The following is an 18,969-nucleotide window of genomic DNA, read 5'->3' as shown; positions in this document are numbered from 1 at the left end:
TATTAATCAGCGTGCTGACGTGATGACGCCGGCAAGCGTTTCGCACAGGCCTTCGGCCAGCGACCGGACAGTCGTTATATCCATCGATCGAACCCGTATTCCCGTTTCAGTTTCGATACGGGTTCTCAGCTCGAGGTTGCCCAACGAGTCCAAACCGTACTCCGAAATCGGTCGGTCTGGGTCGATGGAACGGCGCAGGATCAGGCTGAGCTGCTCGGATACCAGGCGACGAACCCGGGTGGGCCACTCGTCGCGCGGCAGTTCGTGTAGTTCGGCCCGGAAGCTGCTGGTGTCGGCAGGCCGGTCGCCACTGGCTTGGAACGCCTCGGCGAACGGGCTGCGCTGTGCCAGATCGGTCAGCCACGGCGTCCCGATGATCGGTGCATAGCCGCTGTAGGCGCGATCGTGGCGCAGCAGCGCCTCGAAGGCATGCGCACCCTCGTCCGGGCTGATCATCGCGGTGTCGCCGGTGGCGGCGAGGTGCTTGCCCGCGCCGATCTCGTCCCACGCCGCCCACGCGATCGCGGTGGCCGGCAGTCCCTGGGACCGGCGCCAGTGGGTGAACCCGTCCAGCCAGCTGTTGGCCGCAGCGTAGGCACCCTGGCCCGGCGAGCCCATCAGGGCGGCCGCCGAGGAGAACGAGCAGAACCAGTCCAGCGGCTGTGCCGTGGTGGCCCGGTGCAGGTGCCAGGCGCCGTAGACCTTCGGAGCCCAGTCCCGGTCGATCAGTTCGTCGCTGATGTTGGTCAGGATGGCGTCCTCGACGACGGCGGCGGCGTGCAGGACACCGCGCACGGCCAGGCCGGTGGCGGTGGCCACCGTGACCAGGCGGTCGACGGTCTCCGACAGCGCGATGTCGCCGCTGACAACCTCGACCTCGGTGCCGGCGGCCCGCATGCGGGCGATCTCGGCCAGCGCCTCGGCCTTGGGCTCCGACCGCGAGTTCAGCACGATCCGGCCGCAGCCGGCCGCGGCCATCTTCGACGCGAGGAACAAGCCCAGCCCGCCGAGACCACCGGTGATGATGTACGAGCCGTCCCGGCGGAAGACCTTGGCCTGTTCCGGCGGTACGACGACACTGCTGTGGCCCACCTTCGGCACCGACAGCAGCAGCTTGCCGGTGTGCTCGGCCGCACCCATCACGCGGATGGCGGTGGCGGCGTCGGCCAGCGGGTAGTGCGTGGTCTCCGGCTGCGGCAGTACGCCGTCGGCGGTCAGCCGGTAGACGGTGGTCAGCAGTTCGCGGATCTGCTCGGGGTGCGTGGTGGCCATCAGGGCCAGGTCGACACCGTAGAAGGAGAGGTTGCGCCGGAACGGGAACAGCCCGAGGCGGGTGTCGCCGTAGATGTCCTTCTTACCGATCTCGACGAACCGACCGCCGAAGGCCAGCAGGTCGACGCCGGCCTTCTGGGAGGCGCCGGTCAGCGAGTTCAGCACGATGTCCACGCCGTAGCCGTCGGTGTCCTTGCGGATCTGTTCGGCGAAGGCGGCGCTGCGGGAGTCGTAGACGTGGGTGATGCCCATGCCGCGCAGGACGTCGCGGCGCTCCTCGGTACCGGCGGTGGCGTAGATCTCGGCGCCGGCGGCACGCGCGATCGCGATCGCGGCCTGGCCCACACCGCCGGTGGCGGAGTGGATCAGCACCTTGTCACCGGAGGAGATCTTGGCCAGGTCGTGCAGGCTGTGCCAGGCCGTCGCCGAAGCGGTGGACACCGCCGCGGCCTGGTCGTCACGCAGACCCGAGGGCAGCGTCACTGCCACGTCGGCGTCGCACGTCACGAACGTGCCCCAGCAGCCGTTTGGCGACATGCCGCCCACGTGGTCGCCCACCCGGTGCGAGGTGACCTGCGGTCCGACCGCGGTGACCACGCCGGCGAAGTCGATGCCGAGCTGCGGGTGCAGCCCCTCGAAACTCGGGTAGCGGCCGAACGCCAGCAGGACGTCGGCGAAGTTGAGGCTGGACGCGGTGACCGCGACCTCGATCTGGCCCGGTCCCGGCGGGATGCGGTCGAACGCGGCCAGTTCCAGCGTCTGCATATCACCCGGGGTACGGATCTCCAGGCGCATGCCATCGCGGGAATGGTCGACGACCGTGGTGTAGCGCTCGTCCGGCCGCAGCGGGCTCGGGTAGAGGTGGGCGGTGTACCACGCGCCGCCGCGGAAGGCGGTCTCGTCTTCTTCGGAGCCGCTCAGCAAGACGCGGGCCAGCAGCTTGGCGTCGACGTTGTCGTCGACGTCGATCTGGCTGGGCCGCAGCTGCGGGTACTCGGCACCGACCACCCGCAGCAGACCGCGAAGGCCGGCCTGCTCCAGGTTCGGCCGGTCATCGGCCAGAACGGTCTGGGCGTTGCGGGTGATGACGTAGAGGCGCGGGGCCTCGCCGGCGGTGTCGGCCAGCTCGCGGGCGATGCGGACGAGGTGGCGTACGTGCTCACCGCCGCGGTGCGGCAGCTGCTCTTCGGGGCAGCCGGCGGCGCGGGCCGGGGACACCACGACGACGTTGGCGAACCCGCCCTCGGCGAAGTAGGACTTCAGGCGCTCGGCGTTGCCGGCGTGGTCGGCCTGCTGGGGCCACGACATCGTGGTGACGTCGGCGTCGTTGAGCTTGAGTGCGTCGGTGAGTGCCGAGGCCAGCAGGTCGGCGGCGTCCGAGGTGCTGACCACCAGCCAGGTCGCGGCAACCGCATGGGTGATCTCGGCGACCTGATGCTGGCGCCACTCGATACCGAGCAGCCGCTCGTTGAGCACACGGTCGCCCTCGTGGTCCTCGGACATCCCGGTGCCCATCCGCAGACCCTCGACGGTGAACAGAACGGTGCCGTAGTCGTCGACCAGGTCGATGTCGGCCTGGACCGAAGAGCCGTCGAGTGAGGTGATCCGGGTCAGGCAGTAGCGGGCGTTGCGGGTCGCGCCGTGTACGCGCAGGCGGTCCACACCCAGCGGCAACAGCAGGCCGCCGGTGCCGGAGGCCTGCACACCCGGATGGGCCGCGACCGACTGGAAGCAGGCGTCCAGCAGTGCCGGGTGCACGCCGTACGAGGTCTGCTGGTTGCGGATCGAGGACGGCAGGCCGATCTCGGCCAACACGGTGTCGGCGTTCTCGCCGGCGGCGTTGACGGCGACCAGTGCGGTGAACGCCGGGCCGAACTGAACACCGCGGCCGTCGAACCACTTCCGGACGCCCTCGCCGTCGGCGCGGTCGGGATGCGCGTCACGCAGCGCGTCCATGTCGTACGCGCGGGGCCGGTCGTCGTCGGCGGCGGCGCACAGGACCGCGCCGGCGCGGCGTTCCCGCTCACCGTCGGTGTCGGTCTCGACGACGAAGTCCAGGGCGCCCGATGCTCCGGCGGAGGCCACGGCGCTGACCGGGGTCTCGTCCTTGAGTAGCAGCATCGCGTCGAACGTGACGTCGCGGACCTCGGCGTCGTCACCGAAGACGGTGCGCGCAGCGGCCAGCGCCATTTCGCAATACGCCGCGCCGGGCAGCGCCGCGACGTTGTTGATCTGGTGATCGATCAGCCACGGGTGCGCGGCGGTACCGACCTCGGCGGCCCAGGCGTGCCGCTCGGGCTCTTCGAGCAGCCGGACGTGCGAGCCCAACAGCGGGTGGGCCGCCACCAGGTGAGCGCCGCGGGCCTGGTCGACACCGTCGGCGATCAGGATCAGGCTGCGGTGCGTCCAGGTGGGCAGTGGGGCGTCGACCAGCCGGCCGACCGGGTACAGAACCGAGAAGTCCACCTGCGCGCCGGCCGAGTACAGGGCGCCGAGGAAATCGCCGAGGCCGTTGGGGACTTCCTGGGCGCGGCGCATGCCGGCCAGGGCAGCGACGCTGATGTCCAGCGTGCCGGCGGTCTGATCGATGGCGCGGATCAGCAGCGGGTGCGGGGCCAGCTCGCCGAACACCCGGAAGCCGTCCTCCAGTGCGGTCTGCACGGCTGCCGAGAACCGGACCGTGTGGCGCAGGTTGTCCACCCAGTAGTCGGCATCGCAGTACGGCTGCTCACGCGGATCGAACGACGTCGCCGAGTAGTACGGCACCTCGGGTGCCATCGGCGTGATGTCGGACAGCATCTCAGCGAGCTCGTCGAGGATCGGATCGACCTGCGGTGAGTGCGACGCCACGTCGACGTTCACCTCGCGGGCCATGATCTCGCGGGCCTCCCAGCCGGCGACGATCTTGCGGACGGTGTCGGTGGCGCCGCCGATCACGGTCGACTTGGGCGACGCGACGACGGCGACGACCACGTCCTCGATGCCCTGCTGCTCGAGCTCTTCGCGGACCTGCTGGGCGGGCATCTCGACCGACGCCATCGCTCCCCCGCCGGCCAGCCGCAGGCACAGCAGCGAGCGTCGGCAGATGACCTTGACACCGTCCTCCAGCGACAGCGCACCGGAAACGACGGCCGCGGCGACCTCACCGAGCGAGTGGCCGATCACTGCGCCGGGCGCGACCCCGTAGGACCGCATCGTGGCGGCCATCGCGACCTGGACGGCGAAGATGGTCGGCTGGACCCGGTGGATACCCTCGACGGTCTCCGCGGCGGTCATCGCCTCGGTGACCGAGAAGTCGGATTCGGCGGCGATCAGTGGCTCGATCTCGGCGACCGTGGCGGCGAACACCGGCTCGGTGGCCAGCAGCTCGGTGCCCATCGAAGCCCACTGCGATCCCTGCCCGGAGAAGATCCAGACCGGTCCGCGATCGTCGTGACCGACGGCGGGCTGGTACGGCTCGTCGCCCTCGGCGACCGCGCGCAGTTGCTCGATCAGCGAGGCGCGGTCCTCGGCGATGACCGCGGTACGCAACGGGCGGTGCCCACGCCGGCGGCTCAGGGTGTAGCCCAAATCCGACAGCGACAGGTCGTCACCGGCGCCCGCGACCCACTCGGCCAGGTTCGCCGCGGTGTTGCGGAGTTCTTCGACGGAGGTGGAGCACACCGGGAAGAGCAACAGCTCCTTGGCGGCGCGCTCGGCCTGGCCGGCGTCGACGACCACCGGGGCGTCGGGGGCCTGCTCCAGGATCGCGTGCACGTTGGTGCCCGACATGCCGTAGGACGAGACGCCCGCGCGGCGCGGGCCGTCCTGCTTGGGCCACGGGATGTTCTCGGTCGGGACGAACATCCCGGTCTTGACCTTGGCGTTCTTATCGGACAGCCGGTTGAAGTGCAGGTTCTGGGGAATGACTCCGTGGTGCACCGCGAGGACGGCCTTCATCAGGCCCAGGACACCCGCCGCCGACTCGGCGTGGCCGAAGTTGCTCTTGACCGAGGTGAGGGCGGTCGGGCCGGCGTGGCCGTAGACGGTCGAGACGCTGTTGAACTCGATCGTGTCGCCGACCGGAGTGCCGGTGCCGTGCGCCTCGACCATGCCGACGGTGTCGGGGTCGACGCCGGCGGCGGCAAGTGCGGACTGGAACACCGAAACCTGCGCGTCGCGGGACGGGGTCAGGATGTTCTCGGTGCGGCCGTCCTGGTTGGACGCGGTGCTCTTGATGACGGCCAGGACCCGGTCGCCGTCGCGCTGGGCGTCGTCGAGGCGCTTGAGAACGACGATCCCGCAGCCCTCGGCGCGGACGAAGCCGTCGGCGGCGACGTCGAAGGCGTGGCAGCGTCCGGTCGGCGACAGCATGCCCTGCCCCGAGGACGAGGCGTAGAGGCGTTTGTCGAGCATCAACATCACGCCGCCCGCCAGCGCCATGTCGCTTTCGCCGTCATGCAGGCTGCGGCAGGCCTGGTGCACCGCGACCATGCTCGACGAGCAGGCGGTGTCCATCGTGACCGCCGGGCCGGTCAAACCGAGGGCGTGCGAGATGCGACCCGACGCCATGCTGAACGGCGCCCCGGTGAAGGCGTAGGCCTGATCGAACGCGCCGGCGTCGCTGGTGACCATCGCATAGTCGTCATGCGACATGCCGATGAACACACCGGTCGATGTTCCGGACAGCGAGGACGGCGTGAAGCCGGCCTGTTCGGTGGCTTCCCAGCAGGTCTCCAACAGCACCCGGTGCTGCGGGTCCATCGCGGTGGCCTCGCGCTCGTTGATCCCGAAGAAATCGGGGTCGAACCCGGTGACGTCGTCGATGAAGGCACCCCATTTCGACACCGACCGGCCGGGTACGCCGGGCTCGGGGTCGTAGAGGTCGTCGGCGTCCCAGCGGTCGGCGGGAATCTCAGTGACCAGATCAGCGCCCTCGAGCAACGCCTCCCACAACTTGTGGGGCGAGTCGATACCACCGGGCAGTCGGCAAGCCATGCCGACGACGGCGATGGGGGTGACAGATGTCTGACGCACGTCCGCTCACACCTCACTTCTTGACCTGGGCAAGGCAACCCGTCCCGACCATGCAGAGGTAGCTACGAAGTCGAAGTTGCCAATGTGCTGGGTAGCTTAGCCGTTTTTCGTTAAGACCGCGAGAAATGTTTGATGTTTTCGATTAGGGATTGGGCAATGTGACCTTTGGCCCTAACGTCGTCCCCGGTCAACCGCGTGACCGATAGCTGCGGATCCGGTGGCGGTTCCCGCTGCGATCGTCGTTACACTCCTGAGATGTAGCGATAAAAACGTCTCTACCAGCGTCTTTATCAAGACAGGACCGCCGCGGGAGCCGTCCGGACGGCATCTGATGACCCGTTCGCGGCGACGAGGAGGAAGTTGCAGGGTGTTTACTATCGCAATTCCGACACAAATTGGTATCAATGCGGTCATAGCAAATAACGGTAATGAACCCACCCAATTACCTCGGCTCACTGTCAAAAATTGCACAGCCCCAGTCATTGAATAGTGTCAAATAGAGCCTCGCACGCACACCATTCACACCCGCATTACGATGCCATCCTGAGAGTTTCCGCTATCACACCTCAGCATCGGATAACCCTGTGAACAGCTACTATTGTCTCCTCCCACAGGAGATGGCTACTAACCTGAGAGTAGGCTGAGATTTCTGTATCCGAAGCGCGGTAAACGTGATCCAGACCACATTCCGGATGATACGGACATATCGATTACCGGTTCCCCCATATTTCTCACCGTGGGTCAGCAAACGCGACAGGATAAATGACCGGCTATTCGTCGATATTTGGCGAACTTTCCATCGGCGGTGAACTTCGGGATGGTTCAGACGACACCCGGTGACATTTATCACCCCTTTAGCGACGCCTTGTGAACCCGCTGTGAAAGTTTGCTGGAGGTCGTCGTCATCGCATATGGCGAGGTCAGCCGTGGCTGCCCGGGGCACCGCGAACAGGCAACACGCCCAGCGGCGGGGTGAGCCAGCTATCCCGCGACGACCCCGGCCGGCAGCGGCCCGAACGGGGCACCGAACTCGGTCACGGGCTCGAAACCGTGCTTGCGGGCCGCCGCGGCGCCCCGCCGGATCAATGCCGCGGTGGCGACGAATCCGGCTTGATCCGCAACCACGAAGGGGGTCAGCAACCGGTTATGGATGAAACTGAACGACAATCCCGCCTCCGGAATCGCCCAGCCCAGCGAACCACCCAGCCCCACATGCCCGAAGCCCGGCAACAGGCCCGGGATCGGCAACGAGTGATAGCCGAGGTGGAAGCCGAGCGGCATGACCAGGTTGCGGTCCCGGGTCAGATCGCGCCGACCAGTGAGCCCGGCGACCAGCTCCGCGGACAGGTAACGCCGGCCGTCGATTTCGCCACCATTGGCGATCGCGCCGTACATACGGGCCAGACCGCGTGCGGTGGCCACACCATTGGCCGACGGCAGCTCGCTGTCCAGCAGCGGCATGGCGCCCTGGACCGTCGACCGCATGCCGGGGAAGTACATGGAGCCGAAGATCGCGGACACCTCGAACGCCGCGATGCGGGGCGCGATGGTGTTGAAGATCGGATTCGGGATGTTGCGCTGGGGCCCGATGATGCTGGCGGCCCGCGTCGGCGCACCAGCCGGCGGCCGGCCCAGGTGGATCCCGTCGGTGTTCAGCGGCTCGGCGACCTCGGTACGGATCAGCTCTCGCATCCCCAGCCCGGTGACCGAACGGGCCAGGCCGGACAGCAGCCAGCCGTAGGTGAGCGCGTGATACGCGGGCTTACCGAAGTACCGGCCGACCGGTGCGGCCGCGAGCCGCTCCTCCATGACCAGGTGATCGAGCAGGTCGCGCGTGCGCACGCCGCGCAGATGCGCAAGACCCGCGCGGTGGTGCATCACGTCGCGGACGGTGATCGCCGCCTTGCCATTGGCGCCGAACTCCGGCCAATACTCGGCCACCGGCGCGTCGTAGTCGATCAGGCCGCGGTCCACGAGTCGGTGGATCACCGTGGAGGCCACACCCTTGGTCGCCGAGAACACCATGGCACCGGTGTCCGCGGACCAGCGCTGGCGTCCCCTGCGGTCCGACCAGCCGGCCCAGACGTCGACCACGGGCTTGCCATCGAGGTAGACCGCCAGCGCACCGCCGCCGAAGCGCGGATGCGGGAACATCGCCGCGAAGCTTCGCAGCGCGCAGGCGAAGTTCGGGTCGGCGGCACCCTGCAGCCCTTGGGGCAGAGTGTCGCGCTCGCGCATCGCCTGAGTCACAAATGGGAATTTAACGGGTCTAAGCACATCTGCAGCTAATTGTTGCCAAAACGTTAACTTGACACGCGGGCCGTCAGGTTGACTGTTCGGCCACCTGCAGGATTCGCTGAGCGGCCAGCGCGGGGGTCAGCTCACCGTCGCGAACCTGACGTTCGATCTCCGCGCGCTGGGCGCGGACGCCCGGGTGGCTCAGCACGCGGTCCAATACGGCGTCGCGCACCATCGACCACGTCCACTCGACTTGTTGTGTGCGACGGCGAGCCTCGAACTCGCCGGCCTTGGTCAACACGTCACGATGCCGTAGCACTGTGTCCCACAGCTCGGCCAGTCCGGTGCCCTCTATCGCACTCATCGTCAAAACTGGTGGACGCCAGAGAGTTTCACGCGGATAGATCAGTCTGATCGCCGCTGACAGCTCCCGTGCGCACGCCTTGGCTTCGGTGAGATGGGCACCATCGGCCTTGTTGACCACCACGATGTCGGCGAGCTCCAGCACCCCTTTCTTGATGCCCTGAAGCTGATCTCCGGTGCGGGCGAGGGTGAGGAAAACGAAGGTGTCCACCATGTTGGACACCGTGACTTCGGACTGCCCGACGCCGACGGTTTCCACCAGGATCACGTCGAACCCGGCGGCCTCGGCGAGCACGATCGTCTCCCTGGTCGCCTTTGCCACGCCGCCAAGGGTTCCCGACGTCGGCGACGGGCGGATGTAGGCGCACGGATGCACGGCAAGCTTCGCCATCCGGGTCTTGTCGCCCAGGATCGAGCCGCCGGTGCGGGTCGACGACGGGTCGACGGCCAGCACCGCGACCCGGTGGCCCTGCTCGATGAGGTACATGCCGAGCGCCTCGATCGTGGTCGACTTCCCCACCCCGGGCACCCCGGTGATACCGATATGCACGGCCTTCCCCGCGTCGGGCATCAACTCCAGCAGCAGGCGCTGGGCCTGATCGCGATGATCGGCGCGCGTCGACTCGACCAGGGTGATCGCGCGCGACAGAGCCGCACGATCACCGGCGCGGATCGCCTCGGCCAGAACCTCGACGTCGGCTGACATCAGGTGAGGTCGTAGCCGAGCCGCTCGGCGAGCTTGTGCAGCAGATCCACTGCGGCATCGGCGATCACCGTGCCGGGCGGGAAGATCGCGGTGGCCCCTGCGGCGTAGAGCTCGTCGAAGTCACCGGGCGGGATCACCCCACCGACCACGATCATGATGTCGGGACGCCCCACCGCGGCCAGTGCGTCACGCAGTGCCGGCACCAGCGTCAGGTGCCCGGCCGCCAAGGACGACACACCCACGACGTGGACGTCGTTGTCGGCGGCCTGTTGCGCAACCTCCTCCGGGGTGGAGAACAACGAACCCACGTCGACGTCGAAGCCGATGTCGGCGAAGGCCGTCGCGATGACCTTCTGGCCGCGGTCATGGCCGTCCTGACCCATCTTGGCCACCAGGATGCGCGGCCGGCGACCATCGGACTCGGCGAACTTCTCCACCAATTCGGTTGCGGCACTCACATTCTGGGCCTTTCCGACCTCATCCCGATAGACACCCGCGATGGTTCGGATCTCGGCCTGATGCCGGCCGTACACCTTCTCCAGCGCATCGGAGATCTCGCCGAGGGTGGCCATGGCGCGGGCGGCGTTGATGGCCAGCGCCAGCAGGTTGTTACCCAAGCCGTCTTCACCCGCCGAGCCGGAAGCATCTGCGGCCCTGGACAATTCCGCCAGCGCCGCCTGGGTGGCCGCCTCATCGCGGTCGGCGCGCAGCTGAGCGAGCTTGGCCAGCTGCTCGGCGCGCACACGGCTGTTCTCGACCTTGAGGACCTCGATCTCCTGGTCCTCGGTGACCTGGTACTTGTTCACCCCGATCAACGGCTGGGCACCGGAATCGATGCGCGCCTGGGTGCGCGCCGCCGCTTCCTCGATGCGCAGCTTCGGGATCCCTTCACCGATGGCCTGAGCCATGCCGCCGTGCTCGGCGACCTCGGCGATGTGCGCGCGGGCCTTCTGCGCCAGCTGATGGGTCAACCACTCCACGTAGTACGAGCCGCCCCACGGGTCGATCGGCCGCGTCGTGCCCGACTCCTGCTGCAACAGCAGCTGGGTGTTGCGCGCGATGCGCGCGGAGAAATCGGTGGGCAGTGCCAGCGCCTCGTCGAGTGCATTGGTGTGCAGCGACTGGGTGTGGCCCTGCGTGGCGGCCATCGCCTCGACGCAGGTCCGTGCGACGTTGTTGAACACGTCCTGGGCGGTCAGCGACCAACCCGAGGTCTGCGAATGGGTACGCAGCGACAGCGATTTTGGATTCTTGGCGCCGAACTCGGCGACCAGCTCACTCCACAGCAGACGGCCCGCACGCAGCTTGGCCACCTCCATGAAGAAGTTCATCCCGATGCCCCAGAAGAACGACAGGCGCGGCGCGAACGTGTCGACGTCGAGGCCGGCGTCGCGGCCGGCCTTGAGGTACTCCACACCGTCGGCCAGTGTGTAGGCGAGCTCGAGATCGGCTGTGGCCCCGGCTTCCTGAATGTGGTAGCCGGAGATCGAGATCGAGTTGAACTTCGGCATCTTGGCGCTGGTGTAGGCGAAGATGTCGGAGATGATCCGCATCGACGGCTTCGGCGGGTAGATGTAGGTGTTGCGGACCATGAACTCTTTGAGGATGTCGTTCTGGATGGTCCCGGCCAGCTTCTCCGGGGGCACCCCCTGCTCCTCGGCCGCGACGACGTAGAGCGCCAGAATCGGCAGCACTGCGCCATTCATGGTCATCGACACACTGACCGTGCCCAGGTCGATCCCGTCGAACAGCTGACGCATGTCCAAGATGGAATCGATTGCCACACCAGCCATTCCGACGTCACCGGCGACGCGCGGGTGGTCGGAGTCGTAGCCGCGGTGGGTGGCCAGGTCGAAGGCCACCGACAGGCCCTTCTGGCCGGCCGCCAGGTTGCGCCGGTAGAACGCGTTGGATTCGGCGGCGGTGGAGAACCCGGCGTACTGCCGGATGGTCCACGGTTGGTTGACGTACATGGTCGGGTACGGCCCGCGGATGAACGGCGGCTCACCCGGGAAGCTGTCCAGCGGATACCCCGCGGCGGCGATGGCGTCGCGGTCGGCGCCGACATAGACCGGCTTGACGGCGATCCCTTCGGGGGTCTGCCACTCGAGCTGCTCGGCGGTGTAGCCGTGCGCCGAGGCGGCGGCGGCGACGTGGTCGGCGACGGCGGCCTCGGTGGGTGCCGGCACCGACCGGTCGCCGTGCAGCGGGACGTCGGCGAAGCTGGGTACCGTGCTCGTGCTGGCAGTCATGTCAGGCCCCCAATCGGGTGAGCAGGGACGAAAGCGCTTCGACCGCATCGATTTTCGCGGTCAAGTAGCCGTCGGGTCTGGAAGCGGCGCCGTCGACGGCTTTCTCCGGGCCGGCGAGCAATATCTGATCGAGTCCGGCCGCGCGTGCCGCGGCCACCACATCGGAGGCATCGGTGCCGTAGCGGGCATCGGTGCCGCAGATCACCGCGACCGTCGCGTTCGCGTCGGCAACGGCCTTGGCCGTCCCGGCGGCGTCGACGGTGCCGGGGTTGACCGCTTCGATGCCGCCGGAGGCCAGCAGGTTGGCCGCGAACGTGGCCCGGATGTTGTTCTCGGCCAGCGGCCCCAGCGGCAGCAGCAGGACCGAGGGGCGTGAACCGGTGCGCTCGAGGTAGGCGTCGGACCGGTCGCGCAGCGCCTCGAAACCGGCTGCGTAGCGCCGCACGGTGTCCGACGAATCGAAGTGCGGAAGCGGCGCTTCGGACAGGTTCGGGAACTCGTTCACACCCGTGATCGCCGTGCGGCGGTGGGCGATGTCGTCGGCCCGGCGCGCCCGCACCGCTTCGATCTGCTCGGCGATGTGGTCGCGGGCCGCCACGAAGCCGCCCCGGGACTCGACGTCCTGAAAATGCGACCAGGCTTGCGTGGCAAGCTTTTCGGTGAGGTCCTCGACATACCAAGAGCCGCCGGCGGGATCGAGCACCCGGCCGATGTGCGACTCTTCGAGCAGCAACAACTGGGTGTTTCGCGCGATTCGCCGGGCGAAACCGGCACTGATGCCGGGGAATCCGCTCGGGATCGCCACGTCGAACGGCAGCACCGCCACCGTGTCCGCTCCCCCCACGCCGGCGCCGAATGCGGCCAGTGTAGTGCGCAGCATGTTCACCCACGGATCGCGCTGGGTCATCATCGGCAGTGACGTGACCGCGTGCACGATCGCCGCCCCGCTATCGGGCTGGCCGAGTACGTCGGCGACCCGGGCCCAGAGTTGGCGGGCCACCCGGAATTTGGCGATCGTCATGAACTGGTCGTCGTCGGCCACCAGGCGGAAGCTGATCTGGCGCAGCGCATCGGCGACGTCGATGCCCGCGTCCACCAGCGCCCGCACGTACTCGACGGCGGCACCCAGCGCACCGGCGAGTTCCCACGCCGCGTTGGCGCCGCGGTTGTGGAATGCCGGACCGTCGACGGTGATGGCGCGCACCCCTGCTGAGCCGGCCAGATTCCCGGCGACCCGGGTCACGTCCTCGACGGAGGGAGCGTCAAAGCCGCTCAGCGGCGCAGTGAACGGATCGGCGCCCAGATCGATCGACAGTCCCGCGCGCTGGGCATCGTCGGCACCCGCCACCAGGGCGAGCACCGCGTCCGCGGCGGGGACGAACTGCGCCCCCGCGTCGAGGACCACCGGCGCGAGCTCCAGATAGACGCCTTCCAACAGCCGGTCCAGATCGGCAGGGTCAACGCCGGTGTCGCCGACGCGCAGCACCAGCGCGCTCACCCCGTCGCCGAGGGCGGCGAGCACCGCGGCATTGCCATCGGCAACGGAGCCGCCGGCGCCGAAGATCTCGGCGACCTTCCAGCCGGCAACGACGTCGCGACGTGCGTCGGCACCACGGACAAACGGCCAGGTGCCGGGCAGCGGCGGTTCGGGCCGGGCATCGAGCGTGGTGTAGAGCGGCCGGATCGGAAAGCCCTCGTAGGTGGGCGAGTCCAGCAGCGACTCGGGTTGCGCGGGCAGATCCGCCGGATCTTTCCGGCTGCTCTTGGCCAGCACGCCGGCCACCGCGGTGCGCCAGCGGGCGCGGGCCTCCTCCACCTCTACTACCGACACCGGCAACTCCTGTTGTCGCAGCTCGTGGCAGCCCCTCCCCGGGAACGCCATCAGACCATCAGGCTAAATGATGGACTCACGCGTCACGCCGCCGAGTAGGCAGGCCCGTAATCTTGGTAAACGTGACGTCGAAGACCCGCAACACGCTGCGCAGCGTCAGCTCAGCGGTGGTCGCCACGGCACGCCAGGTATCCCGGACACGCATCGTCGGAACCGCTGTCGCCGGTGTGATTCTCGTCGCAATCGTGCTGCTGGTGCCGCTGCCGACGGCCGTGCAGCTGCGGGACTGGGCGACATCGCTCGGGGCGTGGTTCCCCCTGGCCTTCCTCGGCGCGCACATCCTCGTCACCGTTTTCCCGTTTCCGCGCACCGCCTTCACCCTGGCGGCGGGGCTGTTGTTCGGCCCCGGCCTGGGTGTGGTGATCGCCGTGGTCGCCAGCACCGTGAGCGCGCTCATCGCGTTGCTGTTGGTGCGGGCGCTGGGCTGGCAGCTCAGCAAGCTGGTGAGCCATCCCGCTCTTGCGTCGGTGGACGCGCGCTTGAGCGCCCGCGGCTGGCCCGCGGTGTTCTCGCTGCGGATGATCCCCGCCGTCCCGTTCTCGGTGCTCAACTACGCCGTGGGGGCCTCGGCGGTGCGGGTGCTGCCGTACCTGTGGGCGACGCTGGCCGGGCTGATTCCCGGCACCACCGCCGTGGTGTTCCTCGGAGATGCGCTGACCGGCAATATCAGCCCGCTACTGGTGCTGGTGTCGGCGTGTACCGCGGCAGTCGGCATCGCCGGGCTGGCCCACGAGGTGCGGACTCACCGCCGAGCCGGCGACGGCGTCGCGACCAAGAGCGGATAGGTCACTACTGCTCGTTGCCGTGCCGCGGAGCGTACTGCGGGTCGGCCGGTGGAGCCTGCTGCTCGGACAGCGGCGGATACGAGGGCACCGGGGCCGCGCCTACCGCGGGCACCGTATTGCGCGCCTCGGCCTCGGCCTTGGCCACCGCCTGCGCGATCGCGGGGTCGGTCTTGGTGTCGAACCAATCGGCGACCTCGTCGGAGTCGTCCTCGGCCCTGGGCAGGTCGGGCTCGACCGGGGACGGCGTGTAGCGGAACACCCCGTCCTCGCCGGGCGCGCCGAGCATCTTGGTGAATCCCTGCAGCGCCGAACCGAAGTCGCTGGGCACCAGCCACACCTTGTTGGCCTCGCCCTTGGCCATCTGAGGCAGCGTCTGCAGGTATTGGTAGGCCAGCATCTCCGGGGTCGGCCGGCCCGCCTTGATGGCGGCGAACGTCTTCTCGATGGCCTTGGCCTGGCCCTGCGCCTGCAGGTAGGACGCGGCCCGCTCGCCCTGAGCGCGCAGTATCCGGGACTGCCGGTCAGCCTCGGCGGCCAGGATCGCGGCCTGTTTGGCGCCCTCGGCGGCCAGGATCTGGGCCTGTTTCTGGCCTTCGGCCTGCTTGATCGAGGCCTCCCGGCTGCCCTCTGCGGTGAGGATCATGGCGCGCTTCTCGCGGTCGGCGCGCATCTGCTTCTCCATCGAATCCTGAATGGACGGCGGCGGGTCGATGCTGCGCAGCTCCACGCGGGCAACCCGCAGACCCCAGCGCCCGGTGGCCTCGTCGAGAACGCCGCGCAGCTGCCCGTTGATCTGGTCGCGGCTGGTCAGCGTCTGCTCGAGGGTCATGCCGCCGACGACGTTGCGCAGCGTGGTGGTGGTCAGCTGCTCCACACCGACGATGTAGTTGCTGATCTGGTAGACCGCCGCCTGCGGGTTGGTGACCTGGAAGTACACCACCGTGTCGATGTTGACGGTCAGGTTGTCCTCGGTGATCACCGGTTGCGGCGGGAACGACACCACCCGCTCGCGCAGGTCCACCCGCGCGCGGACCTTGTCCACGAACGGAACCAGCAGCGTGAGCTGACCCGACACGGTCTTGCTATAGCGTCCGAGCCGCTCGATCACGGCGGCCTCGGCCTGCGGGATCAGCGCGATGGACTTGGCGACGACGATGATGGCGAAGATCACCAGCACCGCGAGCAAGACCAGACCGGCTATGGCACCGTCCATGAAGGGTTCTCCTTACCCGTTCTTCCAGACGACCGCGGTGGCACCGTCGATGTGCATGACGGTGACGTGGTCGCCCGGCTCGTAGACATCGTTGTCGTTGTAGGGGCGGGCCGTCCAGACTTCACCGTCCAGTTTCACCTGGCCTTCATGCTGCGCCACCCGGTCGAGCACCAGCGCGCTCTTGCCTTCCAGCGCCTTGACCGGTTCTGGCAGCCCCTTGCCCGCGGTGAGTTTCCGGCGCAGCGCGGGGCGGACCAGCAGCAGAAGCAGCACCGAAACCACCAGGAACACCGCGCCGTCGGCCCACACCGGCCAGTCCAGGAGCCAGCTCGAACCACCGGCGGCCAGCGCGCCGCCGGCCAGCATCAGCAGGAACATGTCGCCCGTGAGGGCCTCGGCACCGGCAAGACCTAGGGCAAACACGAGCCAGATCAGTGCCGCGGGCATGAGGTCAGGATATCGCGGCCGGGCACGACAGGTTGGCAGAAAGCCGGTTCAAGGTCCACCCACTACACTGCGAGCATCATGTGGTGCCCGAGTGTTTCGCTATCCGTGTGGGCCAACGCCTGGCTCGCGGGCCAGGCTGCGCCCGACGACGTCCTCGACGCGTTATCAGCTTGGGCACCAACGCATTCGGTGACCGCCTACGATTCGGTCGCGGCCGGCCATACCGGACTGCCCTGGCCGGACGTCGACGACGCCGGTGCGGTGTCGTTGCTGCAGACGTTGCGGACCGTCGCAGGCCGCTCGATGGACGCCCGGCCCCCCGCGATCAGCGTCGTCCTTCCTGTTCCCGGCGACGTCCGGGGGTTGGCGGCCGGCACCCAGTTCCAGCGCGACGCACTGGCGTCCGGCGAGGCGATCATCGTGACCAGCCCAGCCGGCGACACCATCGGCCTGGTCCCCGATTTCGAGTACGACGACACCGATGACGAGTTGCCGGACGGCGACCGGATGCCCGAGCTGTGCGCGCTGTCCTGGACGGTGTACTCCTTGCCCGCCATCCCGGTGGTCGACCACCTCGACCTCGGCGAGGCGGAGTACAACCTGCGATCGGCCGTGCGGTCGGCCGCCGATGCCCTTGGCGCTCTGCAGCTCGGCGCCGCGGGGGGTGTCGACGACCCGCGCGGGCTCGTCGAGCAGGTGCTGGAATCCGGCAGACACCACCGCGCCCCCGATCATGCTCCGGCGCGCGCACTTCGCGTATTGGAGAACGCCGCACACGTCGACGCGATCATCTCGGTCAGCTCGGGACTGATGCCGATCGGCACCCAGAGCGCGTCGGAAGCTCAGATCGCCAACGACGCACTGCGGCCGCTGGCATCGATCGTGCGCTCGGCGCGCATCGCCGCGGTCACCGCGATCCTGCACTCGGCCTGGCACTGAGTTCCGGCTCACAGCCGGGTGTGCAGAACCGGCCGTCGACGCTGGCACCGTAGCCCGGAACCGGCTCGGCGCCAACCACTCTCACCGGCTCGCGACCGTCGCGTACCTCGTCGACGAGATCGAGTACCAGCTGAGCGAAGCGACGTTGCGCATTGGGAGTCGAAGCCCTGGCCAGCGCGATCCCGAGTTCACCGGCCTGCTGGGCAAGTTCGTTGTCCAGGTCCCACACCACCTCGATGTGGTCGGCGACGAATCCGACCGGGCACACCACAACCGCCTTGACGCCGGATGCGCCCAGCACCGAGAGATGATCGGCGACATCGGGTTCCAGCCACGGCACCTGTGGCGGTCCCGAGCGGGACTGCCACACCACGTCATAGTCGGCGTAACCGGCCGCGGTGGCCACCAGCCCGGCAGCGTAACGGACTTGGCGGGCATACAGATCCGGCCCGCACCGGTTCGCGGCGCGCAGCGGGATCGAATGGGCGGTGAACACCAATCGGGCATCGGCGCGCAGAGATTGCGGCAGTGTCGCGACAGCCTCGGCGATGGCATCGGTGAACATCTCCACCAGCAGCGGATGGTCGAAGAACTGCCGCAGCTTCACCAGATCCGGGGCCCCGGCGCCCACGGCGGCGCGGGCGCGGACGATGTCCTCCTGATACTGGGCGCAGCCCGAATAGCCGCCCCACGCCGAGGTGGTGAACACCGCCGCACGCCGCACGCCGTCGGACGTCATTGCCGCAACGGTGTCTTCGACGAAGGGATGCCAGTTGCGGTTGCCGAAGTACACCGGCAGTTCGTCGCCACGCTCGGCGAGTTCGGCGCGTATCTCGTCGATCAGGGCGCGGTTGATGCCGTTGATCGGAGATACCCCGCCGAAATGCAGGTAGTGCTCGGCGACGGCGGCCAGCCGCTCGGGCGGTATCCCCCGGCCCCGAGTGACGTTCTCCAGGAACGGCATCACCTGTTCGGGGCCCTCCGGGCCACCGAACGAGAGCAGCAACAGCGCGTCAAACGGGGGCACTCTAGAGCAGCTGGGTGCTGGCGCCGCCGTCGGCGAAGATGATGGTTCCGGTGGTGGCCGGCAGCCAGTCCGACAGCAGGGCGCACACCGTCTTGGCAACCGGCGTCGGATCCTTCATGTTCCAGCCCAGCGGCGCACGCTGATCCCAGCCCTCTTCGAGCAGCTTCATCTGTGCGCCGGCTTCTTCACCCAGCGCGCCGCCGACGATCGCACTCATCGCCAGGGTCCGGATCGGTCCTGCTGCAACGAGATTCGACCGCACACCGACCTTGCCGGCTTCGCGGGCGACGAATCGGTTGACCGATTCCAGCGCACTCTTGGCGACCGTCATCCAGTTGTAGGCCGGCATCGCCCGGGTGGGGTCGAAGTCCATGCCGACGATGCCGCCGCCGGGGTTCATCACCGGCAGCACGGCTTTGGCCAGCGAGGCGTAGGAGTACGCAGAGATGTGAATGCCCTTGGAAACGTCCTCGTAGGGCGCGTCGAAGAACGGGTTTATGCCCATGCCGGTCTGCGGCATGAAGCCGATGGAGTGCACCACGCCGTCGAGCTTGTTGCCCTCACCGATCTCGGCGGTGACGCGGTCGGCCAGCGTCGACAGGTGCTCTTCGTTCTGCACGTCGAGCTCGATCAGCGGCGCCGGGTTGGGCAGCCGGTCGGCGATCCGGCGGATCAGCTTCATCCGGTCGAAGCCGGTGAGCACCAGCTCGGCACCGGCTTCCTGGGCGACCTTGGCGATGTAGAACGCGATCGACGAGTCGGTGATGATCCCCGTGACGAGAATCCGCTTGCCTTGAAGAAGTGTCACAGTGAATGTCCC

Annotated in this window: 11 protein-coding genes; 2 read left to right on the top strand and 9 right to left on the bottom strand. The window is 68.2% G+C overall.

The window, feature by feature from the left end; genetic code table 11:
* Positions 1-6: 6 nt before the first annotated feature.
* The 5 genes from pks2 to mutA all read right to left on the bottom strand — a co-directional run bounded on the left by pks2 (position 7) and on the right by mutA (position 13,678).
* A complete protein-coding gene (gene pks2, locus HPC46_RS21010) occupies positions 7-6,288 on the bottom strand; it encodes a sulfolipid-1 biosynthesis phthioceranic/hydroxyphthioceranic acid synthase (RefSeq protein WP_179473477.1) in 6,282 nt (2,093 codons plus the stop codon).
* A 981-nt stretch (positions 6,289-7,269) separates the two neighbouring features.
* Positions 7,270-8,526, bottom strand: a complete 1,257-nt coding sequence (gene lipL / locus HPC46_RS21005; protein WP_179473524.1) for an esterase/beta-lactamase LipL — start codon at positions 8,524-8,526, stop codon at positions 7,270-7,272.
* Between the two features lie 85 nt (positions 8,527-8,611).
* On the bottom strand, positions 8,612-9,595 hold the full coding sequence (meaB, locus tag HPC46_RS21000) for a methylmalonyl Co-A mutase-associated GTPase MeaB (protein WP_179473475.1): 984 nt from the start codon (positions 9,593-9,595) through the stop codon (positions 8,612-8,614).
* Positions 9,595-11,847: a methylmalonyl-CoA mutase gene (gene scpA, locus HPC46_RS20995; protein ID WP_179473473.1), complete on the bottom strand. Its 2,253-nt coding sequence runs from the start codon at positions 11,845-11,847 to the stop codon at positions 9,595-9,597. Before scpA ends, meaB begins: the two co-directional genes overlap by 1 nt.
* A 1-nt stretch (position 11,848) precedes the next feature.
* Positions 11,849-13,678, bottom strand: a complete 1,830-nt coding sequence (gene mutA, locus HPC46_RS20990; protein ID WP_179473471.1) for a methylmalonyl-CoA mutase small subunit — start codon at positions 13,676-13,678, stop codon at positions 11,849-11,851.
* Positions 13,679-13,800: 122 nt separating this feature from the next.
* On the opposite strand from mutA, the gene HPC46_RS20985 reads away from it, so the two are divergent.
* Positions 13,801-14,523, top strand: a complete 723-nt coding sequence (locus HPC46_RS20985; protein ID WP_179473469.1) for a TVP38/TMEM64 family protein — start codon at positions 13,801-13,803, stop codon at positions 14,521-14,523.
* Positions 14,524-14,527: 4 nt separating this feature from the next.
* On the opposite strand, the gene HPC46_RS20980 is transcribed toward HPC46_RS20985, so the two are convergent.
* Positions 14,528-15,736, bottom strand: a complete 1,209-nt coding sequence (locus HPC46_RS20980) for an SPFH domain-containing protein (protein ID WP_179473466.1) — start codon at positions 15,734-15,736, stop codon at positions 14,528-14,530.
* Between the two features lie 12 nt (positions 15,737-15,748).
* Complete coding sequence (locus tag HPC46_RS20975) at positions 15,749-16,183, bottom strand: NfeD family protein (protein WP_005146367.1); 435 nt, start codon at positions 16,181-16,183, stop codon at positions 15,749-15,751.
* 78 nt (positions 16,184-16,261) lie between these two features.
* Here HPC46_RS20975 and HPC46_RS20970 point away from each other — a divergent pair, with 78 nt between their 5' ends.
* On the top strand, positions 16,262-17,122 hold the full coding sequence (locus HPC46_RS20970) for an Rv1486c family protein (protein ID WP_179473464.1): 861 nt from the start codon (positions 16,262-16,264) through the stop codon (positions 17,120-17,122).
* On the opposite strand, the gene HPC46_RS20965 is transcribed toward HPC46_RS20970, so the two are convergent.
* Together HPC46_RS20965 and inhA are read right to left on the bottom strand one after the other, a co-directional pair.
* Positions 17,091-18,149 carry a ferrochelatase gene (locus HPC46_RS20965; RefSeq protein ID WP_179473462.1) on the bottom strand — a complete coding sequence of 353 codons (1,059 nt, stop codon included), beginning with the start codon at positions 18,147-18,149 and terminating at the stop codon, positions 17,091-17,093. The two genes, HPC46_RS20970 and HPC46_RS20965, sit on opposite strands and share 32 nt — an antisense overlap.
* A 1-nt stretch (position 18,150) precedes the next feature.
* On the bottom strand, positions 18,151-18,957 hold the full coding sequence (gene inhA, locus HPC46_RS20960) for an NADH-dependent enoyl-ACP reductase InhA (RefSeq protein ID WP_179473460.1): 807 nt from the start codon (positions 18,955-18,957) through the stop codon (positions 18,151-18,153).
* Positions 18,958-18,969: the final 12 nt, after the last annotated feature.

It is taken from the genome of Mycolicibacterium vinylchloridicum (assembly GCF_013404075.1).
GTDB classification, from domain to species: domain Bacteria; phylum Actinomycetota; class Actinomycetes; order Mycobacteriales; family Mycobacteriaceae; genus Mycobacterium; species Mycobacterium vinylchloridicum.
This window is presented reverse-complemented; position numbering and strand designations above follow the sequence as displayed.

What these genes read in the sequence shown, in the direction of transcription:
- lipL (WP_179473524.1), bottom strand. Translation starts at nt 8,526, where the DNA reads ATGCGCGAGCGCGACACTCTGCCCCAAGGGCTGCAGGGTGCCGCCGAC.
- scpA (WP_179473473.1), bottom strand. Translation starts at nt 11,847, where the DNA reads ATGACTGCCAGCACGAGCACGGTACCCAGCTTCGCCGACGTCCCGCTG.
- HPC46_RS20970 (WP_179473464.1), top strand. Translation starts at nt 16,262, where the DNA reads ATGTGGTGCCCGAGTGTTTCGCTATCCGTGTGGGCCAACGCCTGGCTC.
- HPC46_RS20975 (WP_005146367.1), bottom strand. Translation starts at nt 16,183, where the DNA reads ATGCCCGCGGCACTGATCTGGCTCGTGTTTGCCCTAGGTCTTGCCGGT.
- meaB (WP_179473475.1), bottom strand. Translation starts at nt 9,595, where the DNA reads ATGTCAGCCGACGTCGAGGTTCTGGCCGAGGCGATCCGCGCCGGTGAT.
- HPC46_RS20980 (WP_179473466.1), bottom strand. Translation starts at nt 15,736, where the DNA reads ATGGACGGTGCCATAGCCGGTCTGGTCTTGCTCGCGGTGCTGGTGATC.